The sequence below is a fragment of the Variovorax sp. OV329 genome (assembly GCF_900114785.1).
In the GTDB taxonomy this organism is placed as follows: Bacteria; Pseudomonadota; Gammaproteobacteria; order Burkholderiales; family Burkholderiaceae_C; genus Variovorax.
In genome coordinates, this window is record NZ_FOUG01000004.1 from 93,306 (window position 1) to 109,333 (window position 16,028).

16 protein-coding genes are annotated in these 16,028 nt (G+C 68.4%); 4 read left to right on the plus strand and 12 right to left on the minus strand.

Annotated elements, in window-relative coordinates; genetic code table 11:
• The first annotated feature begins 20 nt into the window (after positions 1 to 20).
• From minD to phaP, 3 genes are all read left to right on the plus strand, one after another.
• A complete protein-coding gene (minD, locus tag BM345_RS07850) occupies positions 21 to 836 on the plus strand; it encodes a septum site-determining protein MinD (RefSeq protein WP_093377572.1) in 816 nt (271 codons plus the stop codon).
• A gap of 3 nt (positions 837 to 839) precedes the next feature.
• Positions 840 to 1,112, plus strand: coding sequence for a cell division topological specificity factor MinE (gene minE / locus BM345_RS07855; RefSeq protein ID WP_093377575.1), 273 nt, complete (start codon positions 840 to 842; stop codon positions 1,110 to 1,112).
• Between the two features lie 191 nt (positions 1,113 to 1,303).
• Positions 1,304 to 1,840, plus strand: coding sequence for a TIGR01841 family phasin (gene phaP, locus BM345_RS07860; RefSeq protein WP_093377578.1), 537 nt, complete (start codon positions 1,304 to 1,306; stop codon positions 1,838 to 1,840).
• A 24-nt stretch (positions 1,841 to 1,864) separates the two neighbouring features.
• On the opposite strand, the gene BM345_RS07865 is transcribed toward phaP, so the two are convergent.
• The 8 genes from BM345_RS07865 to BM345_RS07900 form a co-directional block, all read right to left on the minus strand.
• On the minus strand, positions 1,865 to 4,252 hold the full coding sequence (locus tag BM345_RS07865; protein WP_254789646.1) for a fatty acid cis/trans isomerase: 2,388 nt from the start codon (positions 4,250 to 4,252) through the stop codon (positions 1,865 to 1,867).
• Between the two features lie 70 nt (positions 4,253 to 4,322).
• On the minus strand, positions 4,323 to 4,682 hold the full coding sequence (locus tag BM345_RS07870) for a hypothetical protein (RefSeq protein ID WP_093377580.1): 360 nt from the start codon (positions 4,680 to 4,682) through the stop codon (positions 4,323 to 4,325).
• A gap of 78 nt (positions 4,683 to 4,760) precedes the next feature.
• A complete protein-coding gene (locus tag BM345_RS07875; protein WP_093377583.1) occupies positions 4,761 to 5,330 on the minus strand; it encodes a cob(I)yrinic acid a,c-diamide adenosyltransferase in 570 nt (189 codons plus the stop codon).
• A 52-nt stretch (positions 5,331 to 5,382) separates the two neighbouring features.
• On the minus strand, positions 5,383 to 5,775 hold the full coding sequence (locus BM345_RS07880) for a RidA family protein (RefSeq protein WP_093377585.1): 393 nt from the start codon (positions 5,773 to 5,775) through the stop codon (positions 5,383 to 5,385).
• 45 nt (positions 5,776 to 5,820) lie between these two features.
• A complete protein-coding gene (locus tag BM345_RS07885) occupies positions 5,821 to 6,972 on the minus strand; it encodes an acyl-CoA dehydrogenase family protein (RefSeq protein WP_093377588.1) in 1,152 nt (383 codons plus the stop codon).
• A gap of 4 nt (positions 6,973 to 6,976) precedes the next feature.
• Positions 6,977 to 7,852 (minus strand): enoyl-CoA hydratase family protein, encoded by an 876-nt coding sequence (locus tag BM345_RS07890; protein WP_093377590.1) that lies wholly within the window; start codon positions 7,850 to 7,852, stop codon positions 6,977 to 6,979.
• On the minus strand, positions 7,849 to 8,382 hold the full coding sequence (locus tag BM345_RS07895) for a MarR family winged helix-turn-helix transcriptional regulator (RefSeq protein WP_093377593.1): 534 nt from the start codon (positions 8,380 to 8,382) through the stop codon (positions 7,849 to 7,851). The genes BM345_RS07890 and BM345_RS07895 overlap by 4 nt, the downstream gene beginning before the upstream one ends.
• A 29-nt stretch (positions 8,383 to 8,411) precedes the next feature.
• Positions 8,412 to 10,769: a bifunctional salicylyl-CoA 5-hydroxylase/oxidoreductase gene (locus BM345_RS07900; protein WP_093377595.1), complete on the minus strand. Its 2,358-nt coding sequence runs from the start codon at positions 10,767 to 10,769 to the stop codon at positions 8,412 to 8,414.
• A gap of 207 nt (positions 10,770 to 10,976) precedes the next feature.
• Between BM345_RS07900 and BM345_RS07905 the strand changes: the two genes are divergently transcribed.
• Complete coding sequence (locus tag BM345_RS07905) at positions 10,977 to 12,401, plus strand: FAD-binding oxidoreductase (protein WP_093377598.1); 1,425 nt, start codon at positions 10,977 to 10,979, stop codon at positions 12,399 to 12,401.
• Positions 12,402 to 12,513: 112 nt separating this feature from the next.
• Here BM345_RS07905 and BM345_RS07910 read toward each other — a convergent pair whose 3' ends face one another.
• The 4 genes from BM345_RS07910 to BM345_RS07925 form a co-directional block, all read right to left on the minus strand.
• The gene (locus BM345_RS07910; RefSeq protein ID WP_093377600.1) at positions 12,514 to 13,440 is read right to left on the minus strand and encodes a CsgG/HfaB family protein; all 927 of its coding nucleotides are present in this window, start codon (positions 13,438 to 13,440) and stop codon (positions 12,514 to 12,516) included.
• Between the two features lie 112 nt (positions 13,441 to 13,552).
• Positions 13,553 to 14,506 (minus strand): ParB/RepB/Spo0J family partition protein, encoded by a 954-nt coding sequence (locus BM345_RS07915; RefSeq protein WP_093377603.1) that lies wholly within the window; start codon positions 14,504 to 14,506, stop codon positions 13,553 to 13,555.
• 7 nt (positions 14,507 to 14,513) lie between these two features.
• On the minus strand, positions 14,514 to 15,065 hold the full coding sequence (locus BM345_RS07920) for an RBBP9/YdeN family alpha/beta hydrolase (RefSeq protein ID WP_093377605.1): 552 nt from the start codon (positions 15,063 to 15,065) through the stop codon (positions 14,514 to 14,516).
• Between the two features lie 53 nt (positions 15,066 to 15,118).
• Entirely contained in the window at positions 15,119 to 16,027 is a 909-nt protein-coding gene (locus tag BM345_RS07925; protein WP_093377608.1) for a ParA family protein, read from the minus strand.
• Position 16,028 lies beyond the last annotated feature (1 nt).

Below are 16,028 nucleotides of genomic sequence, written 5' to 3' on the forward strand. Positions count from 1 at the left end.
GAAAAGAAGGAAACGGACGAATGGCCAAAATTGTGGTGGTGACCTCGGGCAAGGGCGGCGTCGGGAAGACGACGACGAGCGCGAGCTTCGCTTCGGGGCTGGCCCTGGCCGGCAAGAAGACGGCGGTGATCGACTTCGACGTCGGGCTGCGCAACCTGGACCTCATCATGGGCTGCGAGCGGCGCGTGGTGTACGACCTCATCAACGTGATCCAGGGCGAGGCCAACCTGAACCAGGCCCTGATCAAGGACAAGCAGTGCGACAACCTGTTCGTGCTGGCCGCCTCGCAGACGCGCGACAAGGAAGCGCTCACACAGGACGGCGTGGAGAAGGTGCTCAAGGACCTGGCCGACCAGGACTTCGACTACATCGTGTGCGACTCGCCCGCCGGCATCGAGACCGGCGCGATGATGGCCATGCACTTCGCCGACGAGGCGCTGGTGGTGACCAACCCCGAGGTCTCCTCGGTGCGCGACTCCGACCGCATCCTGGGCATGCTCAGCAGCAAGACCAAGCGGGCCAAGGAAGGCGGCGACCCGATCAAGGAACACCTGCTCATCACCCGCTACAACCCCAACCGCGTGGCGGGCGGGCAGATGCTGTCCCTGGAAGACATCCAGGACATCCTGCGCATCAAGCTGATCGGCGTGATCCCCGAGTCGGAGTCGGTGCTGCAGGCTTCCAACCAGGGCATCCCGGCGATCCACGACAAGGACACCGAGGTGGCGCAGGCCTACTCGGACGTGGTGGCGCGCTTCCTGGGCGAGGACAAGCCCATGCGCTTCGTCGACGCGGAGAAGCCCGGCTTCTTCAAGCGCTTCTTCGGCGGGAGGTAAGCCATGTCCTTTTTCTCCTTTCTGCTCGGCGAGAAGAAGAAGACGGCCAGCGTCGCCAAGGAACGGCTGCAGATCATCCTGGCGCACGAGCGCTCGGGCCTGGGCAGCCGCCGGCCCGACTACCTGGCCGACCTGCAGCGCGAGCTGGTGGCGGTGATCGCCAAGTACGTGTCGATCAAGCCCGACGACATCAAGCTGCATCTGGAAAAGCAGGACGACCTGGAGGTGCTCGAAGTGAAGATCGAGCTGCCCGAGGGCATCCCGGCGCGGCCCTGAGCGCCCCTGAGTGCCCCTGAGCGCTCCTGAATGCCAAAGGCCCGGCCACTGCGCCGGGCCTTTTTCATTGGGGCGCTGCCATGGCCCGGGCGCCGCTTGGCGGCGGCAGGGCTTCCGGACGTTCACGAACGGGCCGCGAAGGCGTATCGTCTGCCGGTCTTCAACCCCGTCAGAAGCAAAGGAGACGATCAATGGCAACGAGCAGCAAGACCCCCGCCGGCAAGCAGCCGGCCGCGAAGAAGGCCGGCACGGCGGCAGGCAGCGGCAGCACCCGCGCGGCGGCAGGAAGCGATCCGCTGGAGAACATGCAGAACATGCAGAAGGCCTTCGCCAAGCCGCTGCAGGAGATGGGCGAGCGGCTGCAGAACCTCAACGCCTCGGGCGCGGCCAGCGCCATCGCCGCCAGTGGCCGCAAGGACCTGGAAGCGCTGATGAAGGCCAACCAGAAGAGCTACCAGGGCCTGCAGGCCGTGGTGCAGCGCCAGACCGAGATGCTGCGCGACTCGATCACCGCCTGGCAGGGCACGGTGAAGTCGATGCCTGGCAGCGACGCCAAGGAAGGCATCGCCAAGCTGGACGCGCTGGGCCGCGCCGCCTTCAAGCAGGCACTGGACGACATCCGCGAGCTGGCCGACATGGCGGCCAAGTCGCAGGCCGAGGCCTTCGAGATCGTGCGCGAGCGCATCGCCACGAACGTCGACGACGTCAAGAAGCTGTTGAAGAAGTAAGTTCGCGCGCGGGCGGCGCGGCAGCTACCGGTTCTCCAGCCGGTTGTAGTCCAGCAGGCCCGTCGCCAGCGGCTGCTCGCGCGCGTAGCTTGTGAGCAGCGCGTCGCTGAAGGCCCAGAAGCCGGGGTTGGTGCGGCGCACCGCGAAGCGCTCCGAGAAGGCCGCGTAGTCGGCCTCCGAGGCCAGCTTGCCCAACGCCTGGGTGAAGGCCGGCAGTTCGCCTGCCTGCACCCGGTAGAAGGCATTCGGATAGGCACCCAGCACGCCCGGCACCACGGTGAGCGTGTTCTCGTCGGGCCGCAGCTGCGCCTTCTCGCGCAGGAAGTAGGACACCGAGTTGTGGCCGGTGTCGCGCAGCAGGCTGAACCAGCGCGTGGGCTGGCCGGGCGATTCCACCGCCAGCACGCTGATCTCGTTGCCCCAGGAGAGCGAGGCGCCGCGCACCGCCGCCAGGCGCAGCAGCTGCGCGCGCAGGGCGGCATCGGGCTCTTGCCGCAGGGCTGGATATTGCGCGCTGGACAAGGGCGCCATGCGCTGCGTGAGCATGCCCAGCAGTTCGGTCTTCGCATCCTTGGTGCGGTAGCGGATGCTGCTGTCCTCGTCCAGCCGCGCCGCGCCGCCGTAGACCTGCTGGCGGGTCGAGAGGCTGTCGCCGCGGTACCAGGCGTCGCGCACCGCCTCGCGCTGGTCCTTGGGCAGCAGCACCAGGAAGTTGAACTCGCCTTCCATGCGCAGGAAGTCCATGTACAGGCGTGAGTTGAGCTGGTGGCCGACGTTGCCGTACACGTCGTACAGCGCCACCAGCAGGTAGTGGATGCGCTCGAGCAGCGGATAGCCGATCACCCAGGCCGTCTTGGGCATCTGCTCGCCCACCAGGCCCTTGACCACGCTGGCGCTGTCGAAGTGGCGCATCACGGTGAGGGAGGCATTCGGATTGCGCTCGCTGCCGCCGTCCCAGACCATGTTCAGGTCCAGCCGCCCGCCCGCCTTGGCCCGCTGCGCCAGGGCCTTCGACTTGGCCTCCAGGTAGCCCTTCTCGAGTTCGGCGTAGTGCACCCAGGGCGCGATGAGGCCGGTGTTGCTGCTGCCGGTGGGCAGGCGAAGCAGGTCGGCCTCGCGGGCCAGCTGGTGGGCCATGGCCTCGTCGTAGACTTTGGAGGGCGCCATGAAGAAGACCCAGAAGCGGTCGTCGATCACGTCCAGCGCCATCTGGCCGCGGCACACCGGGCCCTTGATGAAGCCCATGATGGTGAACTCCGCCTCGTCCAGCATGAAGCTGTAGCGCGCCGACACCGGCAGCGCCTCGAAGGTCTTGAAGGGATTGGCCGCGTCCTGCGCCTCGTAGCCGGGCAGGCGTTCCACGGTGTAGGCCGGCTGCAGGAAGAGCGAGCGCCAGCGCGCCATGCGGGCCGTGTCCAGCCGGTAGGGCATATGGGTCTTGGCGACGATGCTCTCGCGCTCGGGCACGAAGCGGTAGTACACGCGCGGCACCCCGGGCTCATCCACAGGGCGGCGCGTGGCGAGGTCGCGCACCGGCTGGCCGGGCGGCGTGCTGGATCGCACCAGCTTGAAGTACTGGCGCTGCGTGTCGTCGCCGAAGTAGAGGTGCGCCAGGAACAGGTGCTCGTAGGCGTAGCGGGCAAAGAGCTGCTCCTTCAGGCTGTCGCCGTTGAAGAAGCGCTCCCACTCCGTCACGCGCTGCAGCACCAGCGACGAGGGGCCGATCTCGGGCTCGGCGGGGGCGCCCTGCTCCAGCCAGCGCGTGAGCGTCTCGTGCTCGGCGCGCGTGAGCCCGGGCAGGCCGAAGGGCATGCCGCCCTGAGGATTGCGCTGCTCATAGGCGTCGATCTCGCCGCCGGCCGGGCAGCTCTGCGCACGCTCGAGGGAGAAGTCCAGCTCGGCCGATGCGGTGCCGCTGGTGGGCATGGGGTGCTGCTGCTTGAGGCTCAGCAGGCGGTGCATCAGCCCGGCCGTGCGGTTGGCCTCGGGCGTCTGGCTGGCCTGCTCGTTGAGCACCGGGAAGAAGCCCTTGTCGCGCCACTGCGAGGCCTTGTCCGCGTCCACGTACAGGCGTGTAGGCTCGCCCGCCCGCAGGCGCGTGGCGTCGTACACCTGCGCCTTGCTCGCGCCGCGCGCGATGCCTTCCCAGCTGGTCGTCTTCAGCTGGCAGGGCGCGTCGTAGCAGGCGTGGCAGACCACGCAGCGCTTGTCCAGGATGGGCTGGACGGCCTGGGTGTAGGAGATATCGTTGGGCGCGGGCGGCCTGCGCTGGTCGAAGCGCGTGGGCTGGGCCGGACCGAAGAGCTCGTCGAACTTGCCGCGGCTGGCCAGGGTGGCGCAGGCGCTCAGGAAAAGGACGATGACGGCAAGAAGGAGGGGCAGGCGTCGGCGCATGGAGGCCGAGTTTGGCATTGCCCATGCATGGGCAGGCCACCAGCCGCCGCCCGGCCGCCAATCGGCGCCGGGCTGTTGCGCGGGCGCCTCAGGGCGGCGTGCCCTGGTGGCCCCCGGCGGGCGGATTCGTGGTGGCGGGACCCAGCCCCAGCTTGCGGCCGATCGAATCGCCCAGATTGCGCACCGGGCGGCTGGCCGCGTCGGCGCCCTTGTTGATGCCGCTGCGCGTGGCCGAGTCGGCGCGCGAGATGCCGCGGCCTGCCGCGTCCGTGCCGTTCTGGATGCTGTTGCCCACGCGGTTCTGCGGCGCGGGCTTGATGGTCTGCGCCGGACGGGTTGTGTTGGGCTTGTCGGTGTTGGGCGCCTGGGCTGCGGCCGTGCTGGCCAGCATCAGCGCCGCGGCCAGCGCGACGCCCGTGCGCAGGAGGATCTTGGTCGTCTTCGTCATGTGGCAAACCTCGTGATGAGATGCGGCCTTCATCTTAGCCAGCCAGGGCCGCGGATGGCGTAGGCCGGGGTCGCCGGATCAGGATTCCTGCTGCTGGCGCGCCATGCGCTCGCTCTTCCAGTACACGTCGTCGCCGCCATCGATGCGGTTGAGCACGCGCGCCAGCACGAACATCAGGTCGCTGAGCCGGTTGAGGTAGCGGCGCGGCGTGTCGTTCACGGCATCGGTGGCGCCCAGCGCCACCACCACGCGCTCGGCGCGGCGCGCCACGGTGCGGCACACATGCGCCTGCGAAGCGGCGCGCGTACCGGCGGGCAGGATGAATTCCGCCAGGCGCGGCAGCGTGGCGTTGTGCTCGGCCAGCGCGTTGTCCAGCTGCAGCAGCGCCTCGGGCTTGAGCAGCGTGTAGCCCGGCATCGAGAGCTCGCCGCCGAGGTTGAAGAGCTGGTGCTGCACATCCACCAGCAGTTCGCGCACCGCGTCGGGCATGCTCTCGCACAGCAGCAGGCCGATGTGCGAATTCAGTTCGTCCACGTCGCCCATGGCGGCGACGCGCAGGTGGTTCTTGGGCACCCGGGTGGTGTCCCCGAGGCCGGTGCTGCCGTCGTCGCCGGTGCGGGTGGCGATCTGGGTGAGGCGGTTGCCCATTTGCATTTGCTCCTTCTTCAGGAGCCGCATTGTGCGCCGCCGAAGAAGCCCGTCAGTCCGGCAGGACCGCCGTCGCCTCGATCTCCACCTTGGCCCGGTCCTCGATCAGCGCCTTCACTTCCACCGCGGTCATGGCCGCGTTGTAGCTGCCGATGATCTCGCGGAAGGCCTGGCCCACCTCGCGGCCGGCGGCGAGGTACTCGCGCTTGTCGGTCACGTACCAGGTCATGCGCACGATGTGCTCGGGCTTGCCGCCGGCTTCGCGCAGCACGTCGGCGATGTTCTGCAGCGCCTGGCGCGCCTGCGCGCCGAAGTCGTCGCTGTGGAACACGCACTGCGCGTCCCAGCCGATCATGCCGGCGATGAACACCTGCGTGCCACGCGCCTTGACGCCGTTGGAATAGCCCTTGGGGCGCGGCCAGCCCTCGGGAAGAAGCACTTGCATTTCGGGGTCTCCTTGTCTTGTCTTGTCTTGTCTTGTCTTGCTGGATCAGTGCGAGGCCGGCGCGTGCGCCTTGAGCATCTCGCGGGCGATGATGAGTTGCTGCACCTCGGTGGCGCCTTCGTAGATGCGCAGCGAGCGGATCTCGCGGTACAGGCGTTCCACGGTCTGCTCGCTCACCACGCCCAGGCCGCCGAACATCTGCACGGCCGCATCGATGACCTGCTGCGCGCCTTCGGTGGCGGCCAGCTTGGCCATGGCGGCTTCGCGCGTGACGTTGCGGCCCTGGTCGCGCTGCCAGGCAGCGCGGTAGACGAGCAGCGCGGACGAGTCGATGGTCAGGGCCATCTGCGCCAGCTTGGTCTGCGTGATCTGGAAGTCGGCCAGCGTCTGGTTGAACATCTTGCGCGTGGTGGCGCGCTCCATCGCGGCGTCCATCGCGCAGCGCGCGAAGCCCAGCGCCGCGGCGGCGACGGAAGTGCGGAACACGTCCAGCGTGCGCATCGCCACCTTGAAGCCCTCGCCCGCCGCGCCCACGCGCTGCGTGAGCGGAATGCGGCAGTTGGAAAAGCGCAGGCGCGCCAGCGGATGCGGCGCGATTACGTTGATGCGCTCGGCGATCTCGAAGCCCGGCGTGCCGGCGTCGACGATGAAGGCCGAGATGCCGCGCGCGCCCGGCGCCTCGCCGCTGCGCGCGAACACCACGTAGAAGTCGGCGATGCCGCCGTTGGAGATCCAGGTCTTCTCGCCGTTGAGCACCACGTGCTCGCCCTCGACCTTCGCGCTGCACTGCATGGCGGCGACATCGGAGCCGGCCTCGGGTTCGGAAAGCGCGAAGGCGCTGATCGCCTCGCCGCGCGTCACGCGCGGCAGGTAGCGCTCGCGCTGCTCGGGCGTGCCGGCCAGGCTGATGGCGCCCGAGCCCAATCCCTGCATCGCGAAGGCGAAGTCGGCCAGGCCGGAATGGCGCCCAAGGGTTTCACGGATGATGCAGATGGCGCGCGTGTCCAGGCGATCGCCCACCGCGTGCTTCAACCATCCACCCTGCCCCAGCTTCTTCACCAGCGACTTGCATTCGGCATCCACGTCGGGGCCGTGGTCGTGCGGCACGTTGTCCTTCGCCCAGGCATCGAGTTCGCGCGCCAGCGTGCGGTGGCGCTCCTCGAAGAAGGGCCAGTCCAGGTATTGGGTGTCGCTCATGGCTTCAGTTCCCTTCGAATTGGGGCTTCTGCTTGGCCACGAAGGCGTGGTAGGCCCGCGAGAAGTCCTCGGTGAGCATGCAGATGGCCTGCGCCTGCGCCTCGGCCTCGATGGCCTGCTCGATGGTCATGGCCCACTCCTGGTGGAGCATGGTCTTGGTGATGCCGTTGGCGAAGGTCGGGCCCTGCGCCAGTTCGGCGGCCCAGGCCTGCGCGTTGGCCAGCAGCTCCTCGGACGCCACGATGCGGTTGTAGAAGCCCCAGCGCTCGCCCTCTTCGCCGCCCATGGCGCGGCCGGTGTAGAGCAGCTCGCTCGCACGCCCCTGGCCGATGATGCGCGGCAGGATGGCGCAGGCGCCCATGTCGCAGCCGGCCAGGCCCACGCGGTTGAACAGGAAGGCCGTCTTGCTGCGCGCGGTGCCCACGCGCAGGTCGGAGGACATGGCCACGATGGCGCCGGCGCCGGCGCACACGCCGTCCACCGCAGCGATGATGGGCTGCGGGCAGGCACGCATCGCCTTCACCAGGTCGCCGGTCATGCGGGTGAAGGCCAGCAGCTCGGGCGCCTTCAGGCGCACCAGCGGGCCGATGATCTCGTGCACGTCGCCGCCGGAGCAGAAGTTGCCGCCGGCGCCGGTGACGACCACCGCCTTCACGTCGCTCGCGTACTTCAGCTGGCCGAAGAAGTCGCGCAGTTCAGCGTACGACTCGAAGGTCAGCGGGTTCTTGCGCTCGGGGCGGTTGAGCGTGATGGTGGCCACGCCGCCTTCGACCTGCAGGGCGAAGTGCGTCGGCTGGTAGCCGGCCACGGTCTTGAAGTTGCCGGCCGCCAGGCCCGGGTCCACGCGCGGCGTGGTGGTGTCGGTGTTGTTGTTGCTCATTCCTTGTCCTGCGTCGCTTGGTCCTGTTGCATCAGGCGAACGCGAAGCTCACCCAGGTGCGCATGCACTTCGTTCATCGCCTTCTCGTCCATGCTGGCGAAGAGCTCGAGGATCCACCGCTCGTGCTCCGCAGCCATGGTCTCGAACAGGCGCCGGCCCTTGGGCGTGAGGCGCACGATCCAGGCGCGGCGGTCGGTGGGGCTGCTCTCGCGGGCCACCAGGCCTTCGCGCGAGAGTTCGTCGGTGAGGCCGGTGACGTTGCCGCCGGTCACCATCAGGTACTTGGACAGCGCGCGCATCTTCATGCCATCGCGTTGGCGGTAGAGCTGCGCCATGTAGTCGAAGCGGGCCAGCGAGATGTCGAACTGGTCGCGCAGGCGCCGGCGGATCTCCGACTCGATCTGCGTGGTGGTGGCCAGCATGCGCAGCCACAGCTTGAGGGCCGCATGGTCGCCGCTGTGGGCGCGGCCCTCGTGGCCGAGCTCCTGCGCCTCGCTCAGCAGCTCGTGTGAAGGATCGTTCTGTTTCATGGTTTTGCCTGTCCTTGTCGATTGGGTCCTCAGACACCCATCGCGCGGTTGGCCTGCTCCAGCGGCGATGCACCGGCGGCCTGCGACGCGATGGCACGCTCGCGCTCCAGGTTGCGCTCCAGCTGCATCTTGGCCGCACGGTACTGCTTGGGCCAGGCGACGTCGGGGAAACCGATCTTGGCCGATTCCATCAGCGTCCAGGCCGGGTTGGCCAGGTGCGGACGGGCCACGGCGCACAGGTCGGCACGGCCGGCGGCGATGATGCTGTTCACATGGTCGGCCTCGGAGATGGCGCCCACCGCGATGGTGGGAATGCCAGCCTCGTTGCGCACGCGGTCGGCAAAGGGCGTCTGGAACATGCGGCCGAAGACGGGCTGTTCCTTCTTGCTCACCTGGCCCGAGGAGCAGTCGATGAGGTCGGCGCCGGCTTCCTTGAAGATGCGCGCGATTTCCACCGCGTCGTCTGGCGTGATGCCGCCTTCGACCCAGTCGTGCGCCGAGATGCGCACCGACATCGGCAGGTCCTGCGGCCAGGCCTCGCGCACCGCGTGGAACACCTCCAGCGGATAGCGCAGGCGGTTGGCCAGCGAGCCGCCGTATTCGTCGGTGCGGCGGTTGGTGAGCGGCGAGATGAAAGAGGACAGCAGGTAGCCGTGCGCGCAGTGCAGCTCCAGCCAGTCGAAGCCGGCCTGCGCCGCGTAGCGGGTGGAGCGCACGAAGTCGTCGCGCACGCGGACCATGTCTTCGCGCGTCATCGCATGCGACCAGTCGCTCACGCCGTCCAGGTACTGCTGCGGCGAGGCCGAGAGCAGCGGCCAGTTGTCCGATGGCAGCGGCTGGTCGATGCCGTCCCAGGCCAGGCGCGTCGAGCCCTTGGCGCCGGCGTGGCCGATCTGCATGCCGATCTTCGCGTCGCTGTTGTCGTGCACGAAGTCGACGATGCGCTTCCAGCCGTCGCGCTGCGCCTCGTTCCACAGGCCCGGGCAGCCGGGGGTGATGCGGGCATCGGGCGAGGTGCAGGTCATCTCGGCCATCACCAGGCCGGCGCCGCCCATGGCGCGTGCGCCCAGGTGCACCAGGTGGTAGTCGGCGGGCAGGCCGTCCTCGCAGGAGTACTGCGCCATCGGCGAGACCACCACGCGGTTCTTCAGCGTGACGCCGCGGAGCCGGAAGGGCGTGAACATGGGCGGCACCGCCTGCTGCGTGCTGCCGCGCTGCGTGCCGGCGCGCCCGGCCAGCCAGTCCTCGAAGTCTTCCACGTAGTGCTTGTCGCGCAGGCGCAGGTTCTCGTGGCTGATGCGCTGGCTGCGCGTGAGCAGCGAATAGGCGAACTGCTCGGGCGGCAGGTTGACGTAGCGGTCCACATGCTCGAACCACTCGGTGGAGTTGCGCGCCGCGTTCTGGATGCGCAGCACTTCCACGCTGCGCACTTCCTCATAGTGCTGCAGGGCCTGCTGGAGATCGCCGGGCGTCTTGCCGATGCAGCGGGCCAGCTCGATGGCGTCTTCCAGCGCGAGCTTGGTGCCCGAGCCGATGGAGAAGTGCGCCGTGTGCGCCGCGTCGCCCATCAGCACCACCGGCGCGTTGCCGTCGTGATGCACCCAGCGCTTGCAGACCACGCGCGGGAAGCGGATCCACTGCGCCGAGCCGCGCAGGTGCGTGGCGTTGGAGACGAGCGGGTTGCCGTCCAGGTACTTGGCGAAGAGCTCCTCGCAGAAGGCGATGGCGTCTTCCTTCTCCATCTTGTCCAGGCCGGCGCGCTCCCACACGGCCTGCGGCGTTTCCACGATGAAGGTGGAGTGCGTGTCGTCGAAGCGGTAGGCATGGGCCTGGAACCAGCCGTGCTCGGTTTCCTCGAAGGCGAAGGTGAAGGCGTCGAAGAGCTTGGTGGTGCCCAGCCAGACGAAGCGGCAGTCGCGCATGTCGATGTCGGGCTGGTAGCTGTCGGCGTACTTGGTGCGCACGCGGCTGTTCAGGCCGTCGCTGGCGATGATCAGGTCGGCGTCGGCGTAGACGGTGTCGTCCTGCACGTCGGTCTCGAAGACCAGCTTCACGCCCACGTCCTCGCAGCGCCTCTGCAGGATGTTGAGCAGGCGCTTGCGGCCGATGCCGCAGAAGCCGTGGCCGCCCGAGGTCATCTTGTGGCCGCGGATGTTGACCTCGATGTCGTCCCAGTGGTTGAAGGCGTCCAGGATCTGGCCGGCGCTCACCGGGTCGGCCTGCTGCAGGTTGCCCAGCGTCTGGTCGGAGAAGACCACGCCCCAGCCGAAGGTGTCGTAGGGGCGGTTGCGCTCCACCACGGTGACCTGGTTGGACGGGTCCTGCTGCTTCATCAACAGGGCGAAATACAGTCCGGACGGGCCGCCGCCAATGCAGACGATGTTCATCGAGTATCTCCAGATGCACGGCGCCCGGGAGCGTCGGACAGTTTGTTAGCGGTTAAATGATTCAGTCCTAAACTATTTTAGCTGGATTGTTCTGGCTGTCCAGTCCCTGCCGTCCACAAAGGGTTTGGGCGACTGCGCCGGGCCCTCCCCCTTCGTAGAATGAAAGATTGCGCCGAACCGCCGCGCCCCCCTACTGGAGACAGCACGATGAACGCCCCCACCGCCGTCACGCACCTGGTGCCCGAATTCCATCAGCGCGAGGTGCCGCAGGCGCTGATCGAGGCGCTGCAGGCGCGCTTCGGCGCCCGGATGTCCACCGCGATGGCGGTGCGCGCGCAGCACGGGCGCGACGAGTCCTCCTTCGATGTGCCGCCGCCCGCCGCGGTCGTCTTTGCAGAAAGCACGCAGGACGTGGCCGATGCGGTGAAGCTGGCCAGCGAGCACGCGGTGCCGGTCATTCCCTTCGGCGTGGGATCCTCGCTGGAAGGCCACCTGCTGGCGGTGCAGGGCGGCATCAGCATCGACGTGTCGCGCATGAACACGGTGGTCTCGGTCAACGCCGACGACCTCACGGTGACGGTGCGGCCGGGCGTGACGCGCAAGCAGCTCAACGACGAGATCAAGAGCACGGGCCTGTTCTTTCCCATCGACCCGGGCGCCGACGCCTCCATCGGCGGCATGACCGCCACCCGCGCCAGCGGCACGAACGCGGTGCGCTACGGCACCATGCGCGAGAACGTGCTGGCGCTCGAAGTGGTGACGGCCAGTGGCGAGGTCATCCGCACGGGCACGCGCGCGAAGAAGTCATCGGCCGGCTACGACCTCACGCGCCTCTTCGTGGGCAGCGAGGGCACGCTGGGCGTGATCACCGAGATCACGCTGCGCATCTACCCGCTGCCCGAGGCGGTGTCGGCCGCGATCTGCTCCTTCCCGAGCATCGAGGACGCGGTGCGCACCACCATCCAGATCATCCAGCTGGGCGTTCCGATCGCGCGCGTGGAACTGATCGACCAGCACACGGTGCGCATGGTCAACGCGCATTCCAAGTTGGGCCTTCGCGAGGAACCCATGTTGCTGATGGAGTTTCACGGCTCCCCGGCCGGCGTGAAGGAGCAGGCCGAGACGGTGCAGGAACTGGCCAGCGAGCACGGCGGCAAGGCCTTCGAATGGGCCAGCACGCCGGAAGAGCGCACGCGCCTGTGGACGGCGCGGCACAACGCCTACTTCGCGGCGGTGCAGTCGCGCCCGGGCTGCCGGGTGATCTCCACCGACACCTGCGTGCCGATCTCGCGCCTGGCCGACTGCCTGCTCGATTCGGTGAAGGAAGCCGACGACAGCGGCATCCCCTACTTCCTGGTGGGCCACGTGGGCGACGGCAACTTCCACTTCGGCTACCTGCTGGACCCCAACGCGCCGGAAGAGCGGGTGAAGGCCGAGCAGCTGAACCACGCACTCGTGTCGCGTGCCCTGGCGCTGGAAGGCACCTGCACCGGCGAGCACGGCGTGGGCCTGCACAAGATGGGCTTCCTGGTGGACGAGGCCGGCGCCGGCGCGGTGGACATGATGCGCACCATCAAGCGCGCGCTCGATCCGAAGAACATCATGAATCCGGGGAAGATCTTCGCACTCTGATCCGCGCGAAGTCCTGGGCGCGTGACCGGCGCGCCCTGGTCGGGCGCCGTGGAAGATTGGACCCGGACAGGGCGGCGCGGCGACTTGATTCGATCCCGCGCAAGCCGCGCGGCTACTTCTTGGTTGTGCCGCCGGAGCTGCCGGTGCTGCTGCGCTTGGCCGGCGCGGCGCCCGGTGCCGAGGTCTGCTGCGGCGGCGCGGAGCCGTCCACCGTCAGGCGGCCACCACCGCCCAGCCCCTGCCCCTGCACCGTCTGCGCCTTGTACTGACGCAGCGATCGGACCATCTGGTTGTAGGCATCCATGAAGGCCGCGGCAATCACCTTGCCCTGCGCCGTGTTGGTGTAGCCGCCGATGCCGCCGGCCGCGCTGCCGCCGAAGGCGGCTCCGAAGGCGCCGAAGTCGGTCTTGGAAGCGCTGCCTTCCGACGCCGCCACCTGCACGCCGGAGCGGTTGTCGATCAGCGTGAGCATCGCTGCCGCCTCCTTGGTCTGCATGTTGCCGCCCACGGCCGAGAGCACGCCGCTGTAGCGCCCGCCCACAAGCCCACCGAGGGCCGCGCCTGCCCCGCCCGCGTTGCTGTTGTTGAACACGATCTCGGGCGACATCCCGTAGTCCGAGGCCACCATCTGTCCGGCGCCGAAGTTGCTGCCCTGGCGCATCTCGCCCGATGCCATCAGCTGGCGCTCGCGGCTCATCGCGTTCATGCCGGCGGCGCCGCGTTCCACGACGACGAAGCAGTTGGACTGCTGGATCAGAAGGCGCAGCAGGTTGGAGGTGGGCGGCAGCTTGTATTCGTTGCGCAGGATGGTGTACCAGCCGGCGCTCTGGTTTTCCACCAGCGAGACCGTGCCCATCGGCGAGGCGCAGCGCTCCAGCTGCGTGCTGGCGTTGTCGGTGGCCTCTCCCGCCGCACTGCCGGTGGCCATGGTCTTGGCCGAAGCGCTGCCCATCTGCATGTCGGTGGTGTTGCAGCCGCCCAGCAGAACCAGGGCGGCACCGGCGGCCGCGGCGAGCGGCAGTCTGGCGAACGAAGGCATGTGGAGCCCCTCCAAAACGAAGTCGTTGGTATTACAAGAACCTCGGGAAGGGTAGCGGCCGGCCGGACGGCCGCCTATCGCCCATGCGCCCAGGCGGCGCCGGCTTGTGGCGCTAGGCCGTTCGGCGGATTCGCTCGATCAGGCCGTTGAGCGCGTCGATCGATCCGAAGTGGATGGCCAGCTCGCCGCTCTCCTCCACCTTGCCGTTGCGGCGGCTTCGCTTCTTGACGCGGACCTCGACCTCGGAGGTGAGCAGGTCGGCCAGTTCTTCCTCGACGCGCAGCAGGTCGCGGGACTTCTCGCCGGCGCCTCGGGCGGCACGCGGGGAGGCGGTCAGGCTGAACTCGGCCGACAGGCGCTTGACCAGCGCCTCGGCCTCGCGCACCGACAGCTTGCGCGCGGCGATCTGGTTGGCAGCGGTGATCTGCGCGGCCTTGTCCAGCGACAGCAGCGCGCGGGCATGGCCCATGTCGATGTCGCCGGCCATGAGCATGTCCTGCGCCGGCGCAGTCAGGTTCAGCAGGCGCAGCAGGTTGCTGGCAGCGCTGCGGGAGCGGCCCACCGACTGGGCGGCCTGCTCGTGCGTGAGGCCGAACTCGTTCACCAGGCGCTGCAGGCCCTGCGCCTCTTCCAGCGGGTTCAGGTCCTCGCGCTGGATGTTCTCGATGAGCGACATCGCAGCGGCCGCTTCGTTGGGCACGTCGCGTACCAGCACCGGCACTTCGGCCAGGCCCGCCAGCCTCGCGGCGCGGAAGCGCCGCTCGCCCGCGATGATCTCGAACTCAGCGTTCTTGGCGCGGGCCGACTCTTCGTCCAGCCGGCGCACGAGGATGGGCTGCATGATGCCCTGCGCCTTGATGCTTTCGGCGAGCTCGTAGAGCGCGCCTTCGTCCATGCGCGTGCGCGGCTGGTAGACGCCGGCCACCATGCGGTCCAGCGCCAGGGTGCTGGGATTGGACGCCGCCTGGGCGCCCTCCTCCGACTTGTCGGCGGCGGCGCTGCCCATGGCCGGGCCCAGCAATGCTTCCAGGCCGCGGCCCAGTCCCTTGGGTTTTTTCGTAACCATCGTCTTCTTAGTCTTTCTTTGGCGTTTCCTGCAGCTCCTGCAGCCAACGGCGTCCATCGGGCCAATCACCCAGTTCGGATTCGGCGTTGATGTGGCCCAGCGGGCCCAGTTCGGTGAAGCGGGCGCCCCAGTCTGCAGCCATCTGCCGCGAGCGGGCGAGTTCGCAGTACGGATCGTTATCGGCGGCGACAAGATGCGCGGCGAACGGCAGGCGCTGGCGGGCGATCGGCGCCCAGCCGGGAATGGCCTGGCGCAGGTCCTCGCGCTCGACGTCGCCCGGCGCCACCAGGAGGGCGCCACGCACCTTGTGCGTGTTCCGTGAGTAGTGCGCCCACCACGCGACCAGGATGCAGCCCAGGCTGTGGGCGGCCAGGACCACGGGGCGGTCGGCCGCGAGCATCGCTTCTTCCAGCTGGATCTGCCAGTCGCCGCGCAGGGGGCGCATCCAGTCGTGCTGCTCGACCCGCTTGTCGCCGTAGCGGGCTTCCCAGCGGCTCTGCCAGTGCTCGGGGCCGCTATTCTGCCAGCCGGGCAGGAGCAGGACTTGGGTTTCGTTCATTCGTTTGCTATGAAATCAATAGCTAGATAGCTCAGCGTGGCAATGGCTGGCGTCTATTCCTGCTTGGCTTCCGCCGGGCCAGCAGCCTGTATAGCCGGGCCGGTGGATTCAACCTCGGCCGCCACCGCGTGAACCTCCGGCGCGGAAGGCGGCTCCGGCGCCGCTGCCGACGCGGGCAATGCCGGCGGCATCTTCCGGATCATTTCCTCGGCAAATGCGACGAAGGCCTGGCTGCCCTTGGCCGGCGGATCGAAGACCACGCCTGGCAATCCGTAGCTGGGCGCTTCGGCCAGGCGCACGTTGCGCGGGATGACGGTGTCGAACACCTTCTCGCCGAAGTGCGCCTTGAGCTGGTCGCTGACCTGCTGCTGCAGGGTGATGCGCGGGTCGAACATGACTCGCAGCAGGCCGATGATCTGCAGGTTCTTGTTGAGGTTGGCGTGCACCTGCTTGATGGTGTTGACCAGGTCGGTCAGGCCTTCGAGTGCGAAGTACTCGCACTGCATGGGCACGATCACGCCGTGGGCGGCGCACAGCCCGTTGAGGGTCAGCAGGCTCAGGCTGGGCGGGCAGTCGATGAGGATGAAGTCGTACTCGGCGCCGACCGCGGCCAGCGCGGTGCGCAGCCGCTTCTCTCGCCGGTCCAGGCTGACCATCTCGACCTCGGCACCCGCCAGCTCGCGGTTGGCGCCCAGGACGTCGTAGGCAAAGCCGCCTTCGGCGAGGCGCTCGGGCTTGACGCGGGCTTCGGCCACCGAGGCCGATTCCAGCAGAACGTCATAGACCGTCACCTCGAGCTGCCGTTTGTCGACGCCCGACCCCATTGTGGCGTTGCCCTGCGGGTCCAGGTCGATCATCAGGACACGCTGGCCCAGCTTGGCCAGGCCCGCGGCCAGATTGACGGTGGTGGTGGTCTTGCCGACGCCGCCTTTCTGGTTGGCGATGCAGAAGATTCTTGCCATG

What these genes read in the sequence shown, in the direction of transcription:
- BM345_RS07905 (WP_093377598.1), top strand. Translation starts at nt 10,977, where the DNA reads ATGAACGCCCCCACCGCCGTCACGCACCTGGTGCCCGAATTCCATCAG.
- BM345_RS07910 (WP_093377600.1), bottom strand. Translation starts at nt 13,440, where the DNA reads ATGCCTTCGTTCGCCAGACTGCCGCTCGCCGCGGCCGCCGGTGCCGCC.
- BM345_RS07880 (WP_093377585.1), bottom strand. Translation starts at nt 5,775, where the DNA reads ATGCAAGTGCTTCTTCCCGAGGGCTGGCCGCGCCCCAAGGGCTATTCC.
- BM345_RS07885 (WP_093377588.1), bottom strand. Translation starts at nt 6,972, where the DNA reads ATGAGCGACACCCAATACCTGGACTGGCCCTTCTTCGAGGAGCGCCAC.
- BM345_RS07870 (WP_093377580.1), bottom strand. Translation starts at nt 4,682, where the DNA reads ATGACGAAGACGACCAAGATCCTCCTGCGCACGGGCGTCGCGCTGGCC.
- phaP (WP_093377578.1), top strand. Translation starts at nt 1,304, where the DNA reads ATGGCAACGAGCAGCAAGACCCCCGCCGGCAAGCAGCCGGCCGCGAAG.
- BM345_RS07875 (WP_093377583.1), bottom strand. Translation starts at nt 5,330, where the DNA reads ATGGGCAACCGCCTCACCCAGATCGCCACCCGCACCGGCGACGACGGC.
- minD (WP_093377572.1), top strand. Translation starts at nt 21, where the DNA reads ATGGCCAAAATTGTGGTGGTGACCTCGGGCAAGGGCGGCGTCGGGAAG.
- minE (WP_093377575.1), top strand. Translation starts at nt 840, where the DNA reads ATGTCCTTTTTCTCCTTTCTGCTCGGCGAGAAGAAGAAGACGGCCAGC.
- BM345_RS07920 (WP_093377605.1), bottom strand. Translation starts at nt 15,065, where the DNA reads ATGAACGAAACCCAAGTCCTGCTCCTGCCCGGCTGGCAGAATAGCGGC.
- BM345_RS07925 (WP_093377608.1), bottom strand. Translation starts at nt 16,027, where the DNA reads ATGGCAAGAATCTTCTGCATCGCCAACCAGAAAGGCGGCGTCGGCAAG.
- BM345_RS07890 (WP_093377590.1), bottom strand. Translation starts at nt 7,852, where the DNA reads ATGAGCAACAACAACACCGACACCACCACGCCGCGCGTGGACCCGGGC.
- BM345_RS07900 (WP_093377595.1), bottom strand. Translation starts at nt 10,769, where the DNA reads ATGAACATCGTCTGCATTGGCGGCGGCCCGTCCGGACTGTATTTCGCC.
- BM345_RS07915 (WP_093377603.1), bottom strand. Translation starts at nt 14,506, where the DNA reads ATGGTTACGAAAAAACCCAAGGGACTGGGCCGCGGCCTGGAAGCATTG.
- BM345_RS07865 (WP_254789646.1), bottom strand. Translation starts at nt 4,252, where the DNA reads ATGCCAAACTCGGCCTCCATGCGCCGACGCCTGCCCCTCCTTCTTGCC.
- BM345_RS07895 (WP_093377593.1), bottom strand. Translation starts at nt 8,382, where the DNA reads ATGAAACAGAACGATCCTTCACACGAGCTGCTGAGCGAGGCGCAGGAG.